This is a genomic window from Leisingera sp. MMG026 (genome assembly GCF_021654205.1).
Lineage (GTDB): Bacteria > Pseudomonadota > Alphaproteobacteria > Rhodobacterales > Rhodobacteraceae > Leisingera.
In genome coordinates, this window is sequence record NZ_JAKFZM010000003.1 from 48753 (window position 1) to 63880 (window position 15128).

Genomic DNA, 15128 nt, shown 5'->3' on the forward strand with positions numbered 1-15128 from the left:
GGTTGAACAATTGCACGCCGCGCTGCCGGCCTGAGACCTCAGGCCGCAGCAGCCGCCGCGCGCCGCGCCCGCCGGGCCAGCCGCTGCTCCCGGACAAAGGTATAAAGACCGGATGCGATAATCAGCGCCGACCCTGCCAAGGTCAGCGTATCGGGGCGCTCGCCAAAGACGATGACTCCTGCAAGGATCGAAAACAGCAGCCTTGTATAGCGGAACGGCGTCACCGCCGAGGCATCGCCAACCCGCGTCGCCGTCACGATGCCGTAATAGCCCAGCACCCCGAACAGCACTCCGCCGGCCATCATCATCCACTCGCCGCCCGTCAGCGCCTGCGCATCGCCCGGCGTGAAGATCAGCAGCAAAACCCCGGCCGGGATGACCGCCATAAATGCCTGAAAACTCAACACCGTTGATGGCACACCGCTGTCCATTGTGCGGGTCATCAGATCGCGCGCCGCAACCCCCAGCACTGCCACCACAACCAGCAGCGCCGCTGGCTCAAACCCGTCCAGCCCGGGCCGGATGATCAGCAGAACGCCAGCAAAGCCCACGCAGATCGCCAACCAGCGCCGCCAGCCCACGTCCTCCTTCAGAAACAGCGCCGCCCCCATGGTGATCACCAAAGGCGTTGCCTGAAACACTGCGGCCACGGTCGAGATATCCACCAGCGCCAAAGCCGAGGCAAACCCCATCGCCGACACCGCTTCCATGGCGGCCCGCATCACCGGCTTTTTGCGCCAGGCCCGCGCCGCCATCAGCCGGTGCCCTTGCATCTTGGCCATGACCGCAAAGACAAACCCGCTGCCCAGCCCCAGAAAAACCAGGATCTGCCCCACCGGCAAAGTGGCCGACAGACGCTTGATGAACATGTCTTCAAGCGTGAAAAAAGCCATTGAGGCAATGACCAGCAGAATACCATGCAGGTTGTTCATAAGCGCGCGTCCCGTATCCCGGTCCGGCAGTACGCCGGACCATCCGGGCAAAGAACATCAGCGCCCCGGCGCAGGCAACTCCGTTTGCGACCCGGTGTCATGACAAGACGTGAGCACAGATATCAATTTCCGTGATGCGCCGCGCGGCCCAGGCCGCCGGCGCAACCGGAGTTCTGCAAAATAATGCGGGCCGGGGCGGATGCTACTCCGCCTTGCGCGGCACCCCGTACAGCTCCAGCTTATGCCCGCGCAGCTCATAGCCCAGCTTGCGGGCGATCCGCTCCTGCAGCTCCTCGATCTCCGGGTCGCAGAACTCAATCACTTCGCCGGTGTTCATATCGATCAGATGGTCGTGGTGATCCCGCTCGGCATCCTCGTACCGCGCGCGCCCGTCGCCGAACTCCAGCCGTTCCAGAATGCCCGCCTCCTCGAACAGCTTCACCGTGCGATAGACGGTGGCGATGGAAATCGCCGCATCCATCGCACTGGCGCGGGCATACAGCTCCTCTACATCCGGGTGATCGCCGCTGTCCTGCAGCACCTGGGCAATCACCCGGCGCTGGCCGGTCATGCGCAGCCCCTTGGCTTCGCAACGGGCGATAATCGGCTTTGGCATCGAAGGTCCTCGCGGTTTTCTGGCTTTCCTCTTTAGCGGATGCAATCTGCGTCGAAAACAGGCTTTTCGCCGGCATCAACGGTTGACAATGCGCTTATCCACAGCCATTTGACGCCCAGGCATCCCTCCCTGCCGCGTGAGCAGAGACCAAGACCGGCCGCACCGCATGTGCGTGACAAGACACCCGGGGTCAAGTGATATGCCGACATTCCCAAAATCACGCGTGGGGATTGCAGAGGCCAGCGGCCTGGCATCCAGCCAGCGCGCGCCCGAGGTCCCTGCCCCGCAAGAAACCGCTGTTAGCAGCGGATCCGGCCCGTGCTGACGCAGGGCTGTGAAAGGACGATACGTGACTGAATTTTCGACCATGGGGCTTCCTGAAAAGCTCCTCACCCGGCTCCAGGACCTGGGCCTCAATGATCCCACCCCGATCCAGGCCCGCGCCATTCCGCATGCCTTGAACGGTCAGGACGTGCTGGGTCTCGCGCAGACCGGCACCGGCAAGACCGCCGCATTTGGCGTGCCGCTGATCGCGCAGATGATGCAATACGGCCGCAAGCCCGCTGCCAACACCGTGCGCGGCCTGGTGCTGGCGCCGACCCGCGAACTGGCCAACCAGATCGCAGCGACCCTGAAAGGCCTCACCGAAAACACCCCGATGAAGGTCGGCCTGGTTGTCGGCGGCGTGTCCATCAACCCGCAGATCTCCCGCATCGCCAAGGGCACCGACATCCTGGTTGCCACACCGGGCCGCCTGATTGACATCCTCGATCGCGGCGCACTGGATCTCGGCTCCTGCGACTTCCTGGTGCTGGACGAAGCCGACCAGATGCTGGACCTCGGCTTCATCCACACTCTGCGCAAGATCGCGGCGCTGCTGCCGGCCGAGCGCCAGACCATGCTGTTCTCGGCCACCATGCCCAAGCAGATGAACGAGATCGCCAACTCCTACCTGCAAAGCCCTGTCCGTATCGAAGTCTCGCCTCCGGGCAAAGCCGCCGACAAGGTCACCCAATCGGTGCATTTCATCGCCAAGGCCGAAAAGCTGAGCCTGCTGAAAGAGCTGCTGGCCGACCACAAGGACGAGCGCGCATTGGTCTTTGGCCGCACCAAACACGGCATGGAAAAGCTGATGAAGGTGCTGGACAAGGCAGGCTTTGCCGCAGCTGCCATTCACGGCAACAAATCCCAGGGCCAGCGCGAGCGCGCCCTTGCCGCCTTTAAATCCGGCGACATCAAGGTTCTGGTCGCCACCGATGTGGCCGCCCGCGGGCTGGACATTCCGGACGTGAAACACGTCTACAACTACGAGCTGCCCAATGTGCCGGACGCCTATGTGCACCGTATCGGCCGCACTGCGCGCGCTGGCAAGGATGGCGCTGCGATTGCGTTTTGCTCGCCGGATGAAATGGAAGAACTGAAGGCGATCCAGAAGGTGATGAAAACCACCATCCCCGTCGCCTCGGGCCGCGCCTGGGAGGCTTTGCCGGATCCGGCAGCGGCCGGTAAACCCGGCGGCCGTCCTGGCGCACGCCGCGGCGGCGGCGGTTTCGGCGGCGGCAAACCCGGCGGCCAGCGCCGCCGCGGCGGCGGTGGCTCGGGCGGCCAAGGCAAGCCCCAGGGCGCAAGCAACGGCCAGCGCGGCGGCCAAAAACAGCGCGCGCGCTAAGCCTGCCCGCGCAGCTCCGGGTCAAGGACAGTACTGCCGCAGCGCGTCAGCGCTGCTCATCCTTGCCCCGGAACAGCAAAGCACCAGCCACATTCAAACAGCCATCTTCAGGGGCAAACTCTGCCCCTGAAGCAGTTCCCTGCAGTTGAAACCTGCAGAAAATTGACCGGGGGACAGTTCCGGCTGCAAACATGCGCCCCTCCCCTGCGTTGCGCAGCAACGCCCGGCCCAAGGCCGCCAAGGGGCTTCAGGCACAGCCTGACGCCCCTGCGGGCGCGGGAGCGCTCCCGCTTCACACCGCCTGCAAATCCGCCCAGACCGGCAAATGGTCCGAGGCAATATGCGCAGGCCGGGCACCATGCACCCCATGCGCAACGGCTTTCAACCGCTTGCAATACGCAATCCGATCCAGTGCCCCCAGGGGCCGCAGCGCCGGAAAGCTCGCCTTGGGCGGCAGGAAAGTCAGCGCCGGTGTGATATGCTCCAGCACCGCCCCCCGCGACCACTCATTGAAATCCCCCGCCAGCACCACTGCGCTGTCCTCGCGCTTTGCCGCATGGGCCAAGGCACGCATCTGTTCACGCCGCGCCCGTCCCGTCAGCCCCAGATGCGCGCCAATCACCCGCACCGGCCCCAAAACCGTCTTCAGCTGAACCCAGACCGCGCCGCGCGGCTCCAGCCCTGGCAAAACGATATGGCCTTTGGCCTGCAGCACCACGCCATTCCGGAACAGCACCGCATTGCCGTGCCAGCCCAGGGACCCGGCTCCGCCCAGGTCCGCCGCCTGCCAGCCGGTTTCCGCGACCAGAAAATGCGGCAGCGCCGCGGGCCGCGGCGGCAGGCGCTTGTCAGCCTCCTGCAGCACCACCACGTCCGCAGCCAGTCCGGCGATCACCTGCAAGACACGCTCAGGCCGGCGGCGCAGGTCCAGGCCGATACATTTCTGAATATTGTAAGTGGCAATCCGCAGCGTATCCTGCGGCGGTTGATTGGGCATCCGGTGCCTCCAGGTTTGTCCGGAGTTTGGCGCAGGACACATCTGAAACACAACCGTCATCCCGACGCAGGCGTGGCCGGGGGCTGCCCGCCCCCTTTTGAGCCTGCGGCTCAATTCACCCCCGGGGAGTATTTGAAACCAGAAAGAAGCAGATCAGGTTCCGCAGAAAGTCGCCTGCACCACTTCCTCCGGTGCTGGCGGACGCTGCAGGTCTGTGTGTTCCGGCTGGTCCGCATAAGGGCTGGCCAGAACTGCGTTCAGCCGGTGAAACAGCGCATAGTCTCCCGCCACAGCGCCCGCAATCATCTCTTCGATGCGGTGGTTGCGCGGGATGAAGGCCGGATTGGCGGCCTGCATCACCGCTTGCGGGTCCGGCTCATCCGCCAACCGCGCCTGCCAGCCTTCGGCCCAGCCGTCATATACCGCCGGATCGGTGAATTGATCGCGCGCCGTGCCCGCCGCCAGCGCCCTGAAACTATTGGTGAAATCGCTTTGGTTTTCCGCCATCCGCTCCAGCAGGCCAGTGACCAGCTCCAGGTCATCTTCCTGCGCCGAAGTGATCCCCAGCTTGGCACGGAACCGGGTCAGCCAAACGTCCTCGGTCAGCTGCGGCATCGCATGAACGATTTCCGTGGCTTCCTCGACGCCTGCCTGCGGGTCGTCCAGCTGCTGGATCAGCGCAGTGGCCAGCTGTGCCAGGTTCCACACCGCAATATCGGGCTGGTTGGCATAGGCATACCGCCGCCCGCGGTCGATAGACGAGAACACGGTGTGCGGATGGTAGACATCCATAAAAGCGCAAGGGCCATAGTCGATTGTCTCGCCCGAAATCGCGGAATTGTCAGTGTTCATCACCCCGTGGATAAAGCCCACGCCCATCCAGGCTGCAATCAGCTTGGCCTGCGCATCGCGCACCGCCCTCAGCAGGCCCATGGCTCCATCCGCATTCGGGTAATGGCGGGCAATCGCATAGTCCGTCAGCTGCCGCAGGCTGTGTTTGTCGCCGCGCGCCGCGAAGATCTGAAACGTCCCCACCCGCAGATGGCTGGAGGCCACCCGGGTCAGAACCGCACCGGGCAATCCCCCTTCGCGCCAGACAGTCTCGCCCGTCTCAACCGCCGCCAGCGCGCGGGTGGTCGGGATGCCAAGCGCATGCATTGCCTCGCTCACCACATATTCGCGCAGCACCGGGCCCAGCCAGGCACGGCCATCGCCGCTGCGGGAATAGGGTGTGCGCCCGGAGCCTTTCAGCTGGACATCCCGGCGCTTACCGTCGGCTCCCACCGTCTCGCCCAGCAGGATTGCCCGCCCGTCGCCCAGCTGCGGATTATACGTCCCGAACTGGTGCCCGGCGTAAAGCTGCGCCAGCGGATCAGCCCCTTCCGGCACCAGGTTGCCACCAAAGACCGCCGCCATCTCTGCCGCCTCACCCGGGCTTATGCGCATCAGCCGGGCCAGATCCTCGTTGAAAGCAATCAGCCTCGGCGCCTTCACCGCCTGCGGCGCCAGTTTGGAGTAGAACTGCCCCGGCAGGGCAGCATATGTGTTATCAAAGGGTAACGTGAAAGCCATAGCCCAAACATATGCTTGGTATACAGATTTACCAGCGCCAAAAGGGAGAGCCTGCAGTGACGGCAGATCAGATCATTGAACATTTGGGCTTGCAGCCGCACCCCGAAGGCGGATGGTACCGGGAAACCTGGCGGGCCGGGAATGAAGGCCGCCCCGCAGGCACCTGTATTTACTTTCTTTTAAAGGAAGGCGAAAACAGCCATTGGCACCGGGTCGATGCAACGGAGATCTGGCTTTTCCACGCCGGTGCACCGCTGGTGCTGTCGGTGGCGGAGACAAGGGAAGGCCCGGCACAGGACCACATACTGACCCCTGATCTGACCAAAGGCGCGCCGCAGCAGATCGTGCCCGAAGGTCACTGGCAGGCGGCCCGCACAACCGGAGACTGCACATTGGTAAGCTGCACCGTCTCGCCCGGTTTCCAGTTCGAAGGATTCGAACTTGCTGCGCCTGGCTTTGACATCCCGCGTGGCTGACCCCCGACTCTTGCAGCGAATCAGAAGACTGGACAAAACTGTCCATATGCCTGCGCCTATGGATCACACCACCCTTATCAAGTCGCTGCCGCCGGAGACCAAAGCGTCCTTGACCACCCGTTCCGATGCTGCGGGGCTGCAGCATCTTGCGCTGTACATTGCCGCTTTGGCCGTCTGCACCACAGGCCTTGCGCTGCAAGTGCCCTTCTGGCCGCTTCTGATGCTGCCGCAGGGGGTGTTGCTGGTCTTCCTGTTCACCCTCAGCCACGAATGCACCCACCAAACTCCGTTCCGCAGCAAGTGGCTGAACGAGGCCGCCGGCCATTTCTGCGCCCTGGCAATGGCGCTGCCCTTTGTCTGGTTCCGCTACTTTCACCTGGCGCATCACAAGTTCACCAACGACCCCGAACGCGACCCCGAGCTGGAACAAGGGCCGCGCCCGGAGACCATTCCCCAATGGCTGAAATACCTCAGCGGCTGGGGCTATTGGCGCGGCATGGCGGGGACCCTCTGGCGCAACGCCTTTGGCACCATTGATGCGCCGTACCTGCCGGAACGCCGCCACGCGCACATGCGGCTGGAGTCGCGGGTACTGTTGTCCGTCTACACAGCCGCCCTGCTGACCCTGCTGGTGTCACCACTGGTTTTGCGGCTATGGCTTGTGCCGCTGCTGATCGGCCAGCCGTTCCTGCGCGCCTATCTGTTGGCAGAACACGGGCTCTGCCCGCCAGTTGCCAACATGCTGGAAAACTCCCGCACCACCTTCACCAACCGGTTGGTGCGCTTTCTGGCCTGGAATATGCCTTATCATGCCGAGCATCATGCTTTTCCGAATGTGCCTTTCCACCAGCTGCCCGCTTTCCATGCCATCACACAGGCACACCTGAAGTCGGCTTCGGGAGGGTATGCAGAGTTCACATCAGACTACCTCCGGCAGATCTCCCGCTGACCGGCCGTCAAAGGCCGCACAAATTTCTTTGAAGAAATTTGACAAGAAACTTCGAAGTTTCTTGTCCCCCTCGCCTCCATCTCACGCCCCCGGCACGCTCACCACCCCGCCGCCGACGCAGGCCCGCACGCCGGTCGTGCCAGGGCAGGACGTCGCCATCCCCCGCGCCACCCGCACCGCCAGATGGGCAAAGGCCTGCGCCTCCAGCATGTCGCCGTCCAGGCCTGCGTCCTCAACCGGTTTCACCGCACAATCCAGCGACACCCGCAGCATCTGCATCAGCACCGGGTTGTGCCGCCCGCCGCCAGTGACCAGCACGACCTCCGGCGGCTCCGGGCAATGCTCCATCCCCTGCGCCACCGAAGCTGCGCACATGGCGATCAAGGTCGCCGCGGCGTCCGAGTTATTCAACTCGTTCACCAATCCGACCATCTCGTCAAAATCGTTCCTATCCAGCGACTTGGGCGGCATTCTTGCAAAGTAAGGCTCGGCCAGAAACAGCTCCAGCGCGCCGGTCTCCACAGTGCCGGAGCGCGCCACCTTGCCACCCGCGTCCCAGGGAATGCCAAGCCGCTCCTGCACCAGATCATTAACCGGCGCATTGGCCGGGCCGGTGTCAAACGCCAGCAGCGCGCCGGGTTCCTCGGCCTGGTCAAACCGCGGATCCACATAGGTAAGATTACCAACCCCGCCCAGGTTCAGGAAACACAGCGGCCGTTCGGCGCCGATGTATTTAGCGCAGGCAAAGTGAAAGAACGGCGCCAGCGGCGCGCCCTCGCCGCCCATCGACACATCGTCTGAACGGAAATCCCAGACCACCGGCTTGCCCAGGCGTTCGGCCAAAGCCGCGCCATCGCCCACCTGCAGCGTACCCTGCAGCCGGGGCGCATGGGCCAGGGTCTGGCCGTGAAAGCCGATGATCTCCACGTCCTCGAATTCTGCCAGCGCCGCCGCATGGGCCGCATCGCAAACCCCGGCAGCCGCTTCAACCTCCGGTCCGGTCCATTTGCCCAGCCCGGCCCGCAGCACGCTGCGCTCGGCTTCGGTATACTCGCGGTAACTGCTCTCGCCGAACCCGTGGATACGCTCGCCATCGGTTACCACAACCGCTGCATCCACCCCGTCCAGCGAAGTGCCGCTCATCGCCCCCAGCGCCCGCACCGGGCCTGATTTTGCTATGGCCCTGCTCATGGCCTGCCCCCGTCCTTATGGCTCCGGGCCGTCCCGCCCGCTTGCGCCTGACTCTACAACGCATAAATTGCCGGGAAAACAGGTTCCAACCGGCATCAATGCGATTTATAGGGCATGGTGCAAAATCATAGACCGAGGCATGTTATGACCTACACACCGAAATCGGATTTCGTCGCAGTCATGATGGAACGCGGGTTCCTCGCGGACTGCACCGATTATCAGGGGCTGGATGACGCCCTGATCAGCGGTGTGCGCCCGGCCTATATCGGCTTTGACGCGACTGCAAAATCCTTGCACGTCGGCTCGCTGATCCAGATCATGATGCTGCGCTGGTTCCAGAAGACCGGCCACCAGCCGATCACCCTGATGGGTGGCGGCACCACCAAGGTGGGCGACCCCTCCTTTCGTGCCGATGAACGCCCGCTGCTGACCGAAGCCCAGATCGACGACAATATCGCCGGCATCAAGAAGGTGTTCTCGGCCTATATCGACTACGACACCGATGCGCCGAACAAGGCGCTGATGCTGAACAACGCCGAATGGCTGGACAGCTTGAACTACCTGGAATTCCTGCGCGACATCGGCCGCCATTTCTCGGTGAACCGGATGCTGGCATTCGAAAGCGTCAAATCACGCCTTGACCGCGAGCAGTCGCTCAGCTTCCTCGAGTTCAACTACATGATCCTGCAGGCCTATGACTTCATGGAGCTGAACAACCGCTACGGCTGCATCCTGCAGATGGGCGGCTCGGATCAATGGGGCAATATCGTCAACGGTATCGACCTCACCCGCCGCACCATCGACCATGAGGTCTATGGCCTGACTTCACCGCTGCTGACCACTTCGGACGGCAAGAAGATGGGCAAGTCGCAGGACGGCGCAGTCTGGTTGAATGCCGAAATGCGCAGCCCATACGAGTTCTGGCAATTCTGGCGCAACACCACCGATGCCGACGTGGGCCGGTTCCTGAAGCTTTATACCGAGCTGCCGGTCGATGAATGCGAGCGCCTGGGCGCGCTGGCCGGATCTGAAGTCAACGCCGCCAAGGTGATCCTGGCGAATGAGGTGACCACGCTGCTGCACGGTGCCGGGGCCGCCGCGGCAGCAGAAGCCACCGCCCGCGAAGTGTTTGAGAAGGGCGGTGTGGGCGACGACCTCCCGACCCTGTCGCTCACTGCGGCGGATCTGGGTGACGGGATTTCCATTGTGCAGCTGATCGTGAAATCCGGCCTTGCCAAATCCGGCAAGGACGCCAAACGGCTGATTTCCGAGAACGGTGCCAAACTGGACGATCGGCCACTGACTGATGCTGGGTCAAGAATCCTAGTTTATCAATCAACGGACGGTACAATGCGAGCCAGATTGGTAGCTTCAGATGGCGAACTTCTTGAGGACAAAGATTTGAGCAGTTGGAAACTGAGCGCCGGCAAAAAACGCCACGCTCTGGTGCGGCTGGACGGCTGAACAGGCCGGGAATAACACGAGACAGGGGAGCCGCCGCGCTCCCCTTTTTCATTTGCAACAAGCCCTCCCGCCCATTCCGGCCCCATCATAGATGGGCCGTCATGGTTGGGCATAGCGCCGCGCAGCCGCGCGGCGCGGTCGCGCTTCCTTTGAGACACACGCCAAAACAGGCCAGCGCCGGGTCAAGGACGGCGCAGCCGCCGTGCGCAGCACGGTTTATCCTTGAGGCGGGGATGGACAGGGTAAACTCAAACAAGCGCCTTGAGGGCAAACCTGCCCTTAAGCGCCTCTCAGCCAGCTTCCTTGCGCCGCAACGCGGCGCCTGCCCAGGGCTCCACCCGTACCTCGCTGAAATCCGTCCCCGGACAGTTTTCCGGGCGTTCGTCACCCCAAGGCCGCACAAAGACGAATAGGCACAGCCAAGGCGGCTGCGGGCGCGGGGGGCGCTCCCGGCTGCCTCAGAGCAGAAACACCTCGACCAGCGTCAGCACCAGAAACACCGGCACCGACAGGCCGATGGCAATCAGCAGCGCCGCTGCCCTGGTCATCCGCGGGGCCGCAGCCGCCTGCCCCATAATCTGTTTCTTGTCCTTCATGCCCGAAGTTAACCATGAATTAGGTTTCCAGCGCGTTAATGGCCTCATGTTCGACAGTGCCCCCGATCCCGGTATGCCCACATCGGCAACCCGCCGCCCTCCGCTCCGCGCCCTTCAGCAATCGCCGGAGTTTGCCCGCGCGCTGATGGCCTGCGGACAGGATCCGCTGTTGCTGGACGGCACGCTGGTGCTGCAGCGCCGCCTTCCCGGCGGGTTGCGTCTGGCGATGGTGAACCGGGCGGATCTGAGCAACCCCGCCCCCCTGATGGCAGCCTTGCGCAGGCGTGGACTGGGCCATACGCCGCTGATCCTGTCGCCGGAAACACCGTCACCGCAACTCGCCCGCCTTGGTGCGGTACCGCTTGTCACCCCGGCGCATGCAGCGCTTTGGGACCTGACCGGCACCCCCGACCAGCGCCGGGCAGCTCTGCACCAGAAATGGCGCAACCGGCTGAACCACGGCGAATCCCAGGGCCTGCGCCTCACCCGCCAGAACCTGCCGCACGATGTGCGCCACTGGCTGTTTGCTGCCGACGCCAAACAGCAGACCGCCCGCGGCTACCGCAGCTGGCCCATCGCCCTCACCCTTGCCTATGCGCGTGAAAACAAGGGCCAGGCCAAACTGTTCCAGGCATTCGAGGGCAAAGACCCGGTCGCCGCCATCCTGATCCTCACCCATGGCAGCAGCGCCACCTACCACATCGCCCATACCACCGCGCGCGGCAAACAGCTCAGCGCCCATCCCATGCTAATGTGGGAGGCCGCATGCTGGCTTGCCAACAAGGGCATCTGCCGCCTGGACCTTGGCCTGATCGACACAAGCCGCGCCGCTGGACTTGCCCGTTTCAAACTCGGCACCGGCGCCAAGGCGCACCGCCTGGGCGGAACCTGGGGCCATTGGCCGCCGTTGGGCCGCCTCTTACGTCCCCTGGCGCTGCTGGACCGGCAGCAAATGGACGCCTGAGCGCCCGCGACGTCCCGTCCCGCTGGACAGATGCAGGCCGCCTCCATTATATGAACACACGTTCAGATAACCGGGAGGAGCCCCGCTCATGAAACTTGCAGACACCGCTGCCATCGTCACCGGCGCCGCCTCGGGCCTGGGCGAGGCCACCGCCCGCTACTTTGCCGGCCAAGGCGCCCAGGTAACAATCCTGGACCGCGACGCCGGCCGCGGAACCCAAGTTGCGGAAGAAATCGGCGGGCATTTCGCCCAGACCGACGTCACCAGCGAAGACTCGGTCTCCGCCGCCATCGCCCACGCCGCCGGGAAGATGGGCAAGATCACCGCTTGCGTGAACTGCGCCGGCATCGCCATCGGTGCCAAGACCGTCGGCAAAGACGGCGCGCATCCGCTGGACGCCTACAAGCGCACCATTGACATCAATCTGGTCGGCACTTTCAACGTGGCGCGCCTCGCCGCCGTGGAAATCGCCAAGAACACTCCGGACGCTGACGGCGCTCGCGGGGTGATCATCAACACCGCCTCGATCGCCGCCTTTGACGGCCAAAAGGGCCAGGCGGCTTATGCAGCCTCCAAGGGCGGCGTGGCCGGCATGTGCCTGCCGATGGCGCGTGATCTGGCCTCTTCGGGCATCCGCGTGATGACCATCGCGCCCGGCATTTTCATGACGCCGATGCTGGCCGGCCTGCCGGAAGAAGTGCAGCAGCAATTGGCGGCAGATGTGCCCAACCCCGCCCGCCTGGGCGATCCCCGCGAATACGGCCGCCTCGCGGGCTTTATCGTCGAAATGGGCTATTTGAACGGCGAAGTCATCCGCATTGACGGCGCCCTGCGCATGCGCTGACACACCTGCTGTTGAGGCCGGGTCAAGGGCTGCGCAGCAGCGGCGCCTGCGCCGTTCACCCTTAAGGCGGTCTCAGCGGAATACACACTCGAAATGGCGTCTTGAGGGGCACACCGCCTCTTAAGCGCTTCTCAGCCAAACCTTTTTGCGTTGCGCAGCAACGCGCGGCCCAAGGCCGCACAAAGGTGCCTTGGCGCAGCCAGGGCTCCTGCGGGCGCGGGAGCACTGCCGCCGATTGACAATCCCTCCAGCCCGCATTTCACTCCCTTCAGGAGGTCCCGATGCGCAAAACCGAACGGCAGAAAATGCAGGCTGGCGAATGGTACTGTTGCCAGGACAGCGAACTTGGGGTGTTGCAGCACCAGGCCCGCGTTGCGGTGCATCAGCACAACACCGCCCCGCCTGATCCCGCCGCGCAGCTCAGCCCGCCGCTGGCAGCTCTCTTTGCCGCCCACGGCGAAAACTGCCTGGTTGAGGCCCCCTTCCACTGCGCCTATGGCATCAACATCACCCTGGGCTGCAACGTCTACATGAACGCGGGCTGCACCATTCTGGACACCGCGCCGGTCACCATCGGCGACGGCGCCATGCTGGGGCCGAATGTGCAGATCTACTGCGCCCAGCACCACAAGGACAGGGCTTTACGGGGGCAAGGGCTGGAGATCGCCCGCCCCGTTACTCTGGGCACGGACGTCTGGATCGGCGGCGGCGCAATCCTCCTGCCGGGTGTCACAATCGGCGACGGCGCCATCGTCGGCGCCGGGGCAGTAGTGACCAGGGATGTGGCTGCAGGCAAAACGGTGACCGGCAACCCCGCCCGCCCCCGGCGCCTGGAATCAAGCTGGTCGTCAGACGGTTAAGGCACCGCCCGCCGCCTTAACCCGCGCTTCATATTTCCTGATGAATTCCAAAGCATTATGGCAGAACCTTTGACCAAATGTTTCGCGCGCGAAACATTTGGTCAGCCTTACTGTCTTAACTGAAACCGCGGCCTCAGCCCTCGGCTTTTTCCTCCAGCAGCAACCATTCTTCCTCAGCCGCCGCCAGCTTTTCCTGCCGCTCCACCAGCGCTTCGGTCGCTTTCCTGAACTTGACCGGCTCGCGGGTGAACAGCGCTGGATCCGCCATCAATTCCTGCAGTTTGCCGATCTCCGCTTCCAGCCGCTCAATCTCACCCGGCAGCGCCTCCAGCCGGTGCTTTTCCTTAAAGCTCAGCCCGTCCTTGGGCTGGCTTTCCTGCTTGGGCTTCGGCTTCGCAACCTTCACCTTCTCAGACTTTTCCGCAACGTCCAGCGGCCCGCGCTGCGCCAGGTAGTCGCTCCATCCGCCGGCATAAGCCGTGGCCTTGCCGTCGCCTTCCATCGCAATGGTGGTGGTCGCCACCCGGTCCAGAAAATCCCGGTCATGGCTCACCAGCAGCACGGTGCCGTCGTAATTATCGAGCAGCTCCTGCAAGAGATCCAGCGTCTCCACATCCAGGTCGTTGGTCGGTTCATCCAGAACCAGAAGGTTCGAGGACCGCGCCATCAGCCGCGCCAAGAGCAGCCGCGCCTTCTCGCCGCCCGACAAAGACCGCACCGGGGCACGCGCCTGGGCTTCATCAAACAGAAACTCCTTCAGATAGCCCACCACATGTTTCGGCTGCCCGCGCACCATCACCTGATCCGCCTTGCCGGAAACCCCCAGCAGGGGATCCGCGGTCAGATTCTCCCACAGGGTCGCATTGCCATCCAATTGATCCCGCGTCTGATCAAACAGCGCCAGCTCCAGATTGGTGCCCAGCTTCACCGACCCCGTATCCGGCTCTTCCAGCCCCAGCAGCATCTTCAACAGCGTTGTCTTGCCTGCGCCATTGGGCCCGACAAAAGCCACCCGGTCACCGCGCTGCACCTTCAGCGAGAAGTCCTGCACGATCTGCTTACCGCCAAAGGCCTTGCCCAGCCCTTCAGCCTCAATCACCTTGCGGCCCGATTTCGGCCCCGAATCCAACGCCATCTCAGCTGCGCCCTGGCGCTTGATCTGGTTGCTGCGTTCGGATTTCAGATCCTGCAGCGCCCGCACCCGGCCCATGTTGCGCTTGCGGCGGGCGGAAATCCCCTCCACCGCCCAGCGGCTTTCGGATTTGATCAGCCGGTTCAGCTTGTGCCGCTGCTGGTCTTCTTCCTCCCACAGCTTGTCGCGCCAGGCTTCAAAGGCCTCAAACCCCTTCTCCTGCCGGCGCACCGCGCCGCGGTCCACCCACAGCGTCGCCTTCGTCAGCGCCCGCAAAAACGCCCGGTCGTGGCTGATCAGCACAAAACCCGCGCGGGTCGCCTTCAGCTCATTCTCCAGCCAGGTGATCGCTTCGATATCCAGATGGTTGGTCGGCTCGTCCAGCAGCATCAGATCCGGCGCCTCGGCCATCAGCTTGGCCAATGCGGCGCGGCGCCGTTCACCGCCGGATGCGGTTTCAACGGGACGCGCCGGATCGAACTTCAACCCTTCGCCCGCGCGCTCCACCTTGTACATCTCGCCAGGATCCAGCGCGCTGGCGGCAAAATCGCCCAGCGTCGCAAAACCCGTCATCTGCGGATCCTGCTCCATATAGCCCACCGATTTACCCGGCGGCACCACAATCGCGCCCTTATCCGCTTCAACAATCCCCGCCATCACCTTCATCAGCGTGGATTTCCCCGACCCGTTGCGGCCCACCAGGGCAACGCGGTCGCCGGGCTGAACCACCAGATCGAGATCGGAAAAAACCGGATCGCCCCCAAAGGTGAGGGAAATACCGGACATCTGTAAAAGAGGAATACGTGCCATGCCAGCCAGCTACCCCGGCGGCAGAATCGCGTCAACGCCGCTTCTTCATCTTTTCA

14 protein-coding genes are annotated in these 15128 nt (G+C 63.7%); 7 read left to right on the forward strand and 7 right to left on the reverse strand.

All coding sequences use genetic code 11. From position 1 onward, the window contains the following. Nucleotides 1–38 precede the first annotated feature (38 nt). Both L1069_RS02455 and L1069_RS02460 read right to left on the reverse strand, forming a co-directional pair. Complete coding sequence (locus L1069_RS02455) at nt 39–932, reverse strand: DMT family transporter (RefSeq protein WP_237454669.1); 894 nt, start codon at nt 930–932, stop codon at nt 39–41. A 202-nt stretch (nt 933–1134) separates the two neighbouring features. Further along, nucleotides 1135–1548 (reverse strand): Fur family transcriptional regulator, encoded by a 414-nt coding sequence (locus L1069_RS02460; protein WP_129371195.1) that lies wholly within the window; start codon nt 1546–1548, stop codon nt 1135–1137. A 349-nt stretch (nt 1549–1897) separates the two neighbouring features. Between L1069_RS02460 and L1069_RS02465 the strand changes: the two genes are divergently transcribed. Further along, complete coding sequence (locus L1069_RS02465) at nt 1898–3217, forward strand: DEAD/DEAH box helicase (protein WP_237454670.1); 1320 nt, start codon at nt 1898–1900, stop codon at nt 3215–3217. A gap of 292 nt (nt 3218–3509) precedes the next feature. Here the strand turns inward: L1069_RS02465 and L1069_RS02470 are convergent, their stop codons facing one another. Both L1069_RS02470 and L1069_RS02475 read right to left on the reverse strand, forming a co-directional pair. Continuing rightward, nucleotides 3510–4214: an endonuclease/exonuclease/phosphatase family protein gene (locus L1069_RS02470; protein WP_129371196.1), complete on the reverse strand. Its 705-nt coding sequence runs from the start codon at nt 4212–4214 to the stop codon at nt 3510–3512. A 153-nt stretch (nt 4215–4367) separates the two neighbouring features. Continuing rightward, nucleotides 4368–5786, reverse strand: a complete 1419-nt coding sequence (locus tag L1069_RS02475; protein WP_237454671.1) for a YdiU family protein — start codon at nt 5784–5786, stop codon at nt 4368–4370. 56 nt (nt 5787–5842) lie between these two features. Here L1069_RS02475 and L1069_RS02480 point away from each other — a divergent pair, with 56 nt between their 5' ends. Both L1069_RS02480 and L1069_RS02485 read left to right on the forward strand, forming a co-directional pair. Beyond that, complete coding sequence (locus tag L1069_RS02480; protein WP_129371198.1) at nt 5843–6262, forward strand: cupin domain-containing protein; 420 nt, start codon at nt 5843–5845, stop codon at nt 6260–6262. A 46-nt stretch (nt 6263–6308) separates the two neighbouring features. Further along, nucleotides 6309–7211, forward strand: coding sequence for a fatty acid desaturase (locus L1069_RS02485; protein WP_237454672.1), 903 nt, complete (start codon nt 6309–6311; stop codon nt 7209–7211). 81 nt (nt 7212–7292) lie between these two features. Here the strand turns inward: L1069_RS02485 and L1069_RS02490 are convergent, their stop codons facing one another. Further along, entirely contained in the window at nt 7293–8402 is a 1110-nt protein-coding gene (locus L1069_RS02490) for an anhydro-N-acetylmuramic acid kinase (protein ID WP_237454673.1), read from the reverse strand. Between the two features lie 144 nt (nt 8403–8546). Between L1069_RS02490 and tyrS the strand changes: the two genes are divergently transcribed. Next, complete coding sequence (tyrS, locus tag L1069_RS02495; protein WP_237454674.1) at nt 8547–9866, forward strand: tyrosine--tRNA ligase; 1320 nt, start codon at nt 8547–8549, stop codon at nt 9864–9866. 458 nt (nt 9867–10324) lie between these two features. On the opposite strand, the gene L1069_RS02500 is transcribed toward tyrS, so the two are convergent. Continuing rightward, complete coding sequence (locus L1069_RS02500) at nt 10325–10462, reverse strand: hypothetical protein (RefSeq protein WP_167738113.1); 138 nt, start codon at nt 10460–10462, stop codon at nt 10325–10327. A 46-nt stretch (nt 10463–10508) separates the two neighbouring features. On the opposite strand from L1069_RS02500, the gene L1069_RS02505 reads away from it, so the two are divergent. The 3 genes from L1069_RS02505 to L1069_RS02515 all read left to right on the forward strand — a co-directional run bounded on the left by L1069_RS02505 (nt 10509) and on the right by L1069_RS02515 (nt 13130). Continuing rightward, nucleotides 10509–11426 carry a GNAT family N-acetyltransferase gene (locus L1069_RS02505; RefSeq protein WP_237454675.1) on the forward strand — a complete coding sequence of 306 codons (918 nt, stop codon included), beginning with the start codon at nt 10509–10511 and terminating at the stop codon, nt 11424–11426. A gap of 88 nt (nt 11427–11514) precedes the next feature. Beyond that, nucleotides 11515–12270, forward strand: a complete 756-nt coding sequence (locus tag L1069_RS02510; protein WP_237454676.1) for an SDR family NAD(P)-dependent oxidoreductase — start codon at nt 11515–11517, stop codon at nt 12268–12270. Nucleotides 12271–12551: 281 nt separating this feature from the next. Further along, entirely contained in the window at nt 12552–13130 is a 579-nt protein-coding gene (locus tag L1069_RS02515) for a sugar O-acetyltransferase (protein WP_237454677.1), read from the forward strand. Nucleotides 13131–13263: 133 nt separating this feature from the next. Here L1069_RS02515 and L1069_RS02520 read toward each other — a convergent pair whose 3' ends face one another. Then, the gene (locus L1069_RS02520) at nt 13264–15048 is read right to left on the reverse strand and encodes an ATP-binding cassette domain-containing protein (RefSeq protein WP_237454739.1); all 1785 of its coding nucleotides are present in this window, start codon (nt 15046–15048) and stop codon (nt 13264–13266) included. Between the last annotated feature and the right edge of the window lie 80 nt (nt 15049–15128).

Excerpts from the sequence above, each read along its gene's own strand:
- L1069_RS02455 (WP_237454669.1), bottom strand. The coding sequence starts at position 932 with ATGAACAACCTGCATGGTATTCTGCTGGTCATTGCCTCAATGGCTTTT.
- L1069_RS02460 (WP_129371195.1), bottom strand. The coding sequence starts at position 1,548 with ATGCCAAAGCCGATTATCGCCCGTTGCGAAGCCAAGGGGCTGCGCATG.
- L1069_RS02470 (WP_129371196.1), bottom strand. The coding sequence starts at position 4,214 with ATGCCCAATCAACCGCCGCAGGATACGCTGCGGATTGCCACTTACAAT.
- L1069_RS02475 (WP_237454671.1), bottom strand. The coding sequence starts at position 5,786 with ATGGCTTTCACGTTACCCTTTGATAACACATATGCTGCCCTGCCGGGG.
- L1069_RS02485 (WP_237454672.1), top strand. The coding sequence starts at position 6,309 with ATGCCTGCGCCTATGGATCACACCACCCTTATCAAGTCGCTGCCGCCG.
- L1069_RS02490 (WP_237454673.1), bottom strand. The coding sequence starts at position 8,402 with ATGAGCAGGGCCATAGCAAAATCAGGCCCGGTGCGGGCGCTGGGGGCG.
- tyrS (WP_237454674.1), top strand. The coding sequence starts at position 8,547 with ATGACCTACACACCGAAATCGGATTTCGTCGCAGTCATGATGGAACGC.
- L1069_RS02500 (WP_167738113.1), bottom strand. The coding sequence starts at position 10,462 with ATGAAGGACAAGAAACAGATTATGGGGCAGGCGGCTGCGGCCCCGCGG.
- L1069_RS02505 (WP_237454675.1), top strand. The coding sequence starts at position 10,509 with ATGTTCGACAGTGCCCCCGATCCCGGTATGCCCACATCGGCAACCCGC.
- L1069_RS02510 (WP_237454676.1), top strand. The coding sequence starts at position 11,515 with ATGAAACTTGCAGACACCGCTGCCATCGTCACCGGCGCCGCCTCGGGC.
- L1069_RS02515 (WP_237454677.1), top strand. The coding sequence starts at position 12,552 with ATGCGCAAAACCGAACGGCAGAAAATGCAGGCTGGCGAATGGTACTGT.
- L1069_RS02520 (WP_237454739.1), bottom strand. The coding sequence starts at position 15,048 with ATGTCCGGTATTTCCCTCACCTTTGGGGGCGATCCGGTTTTTTCCGAT.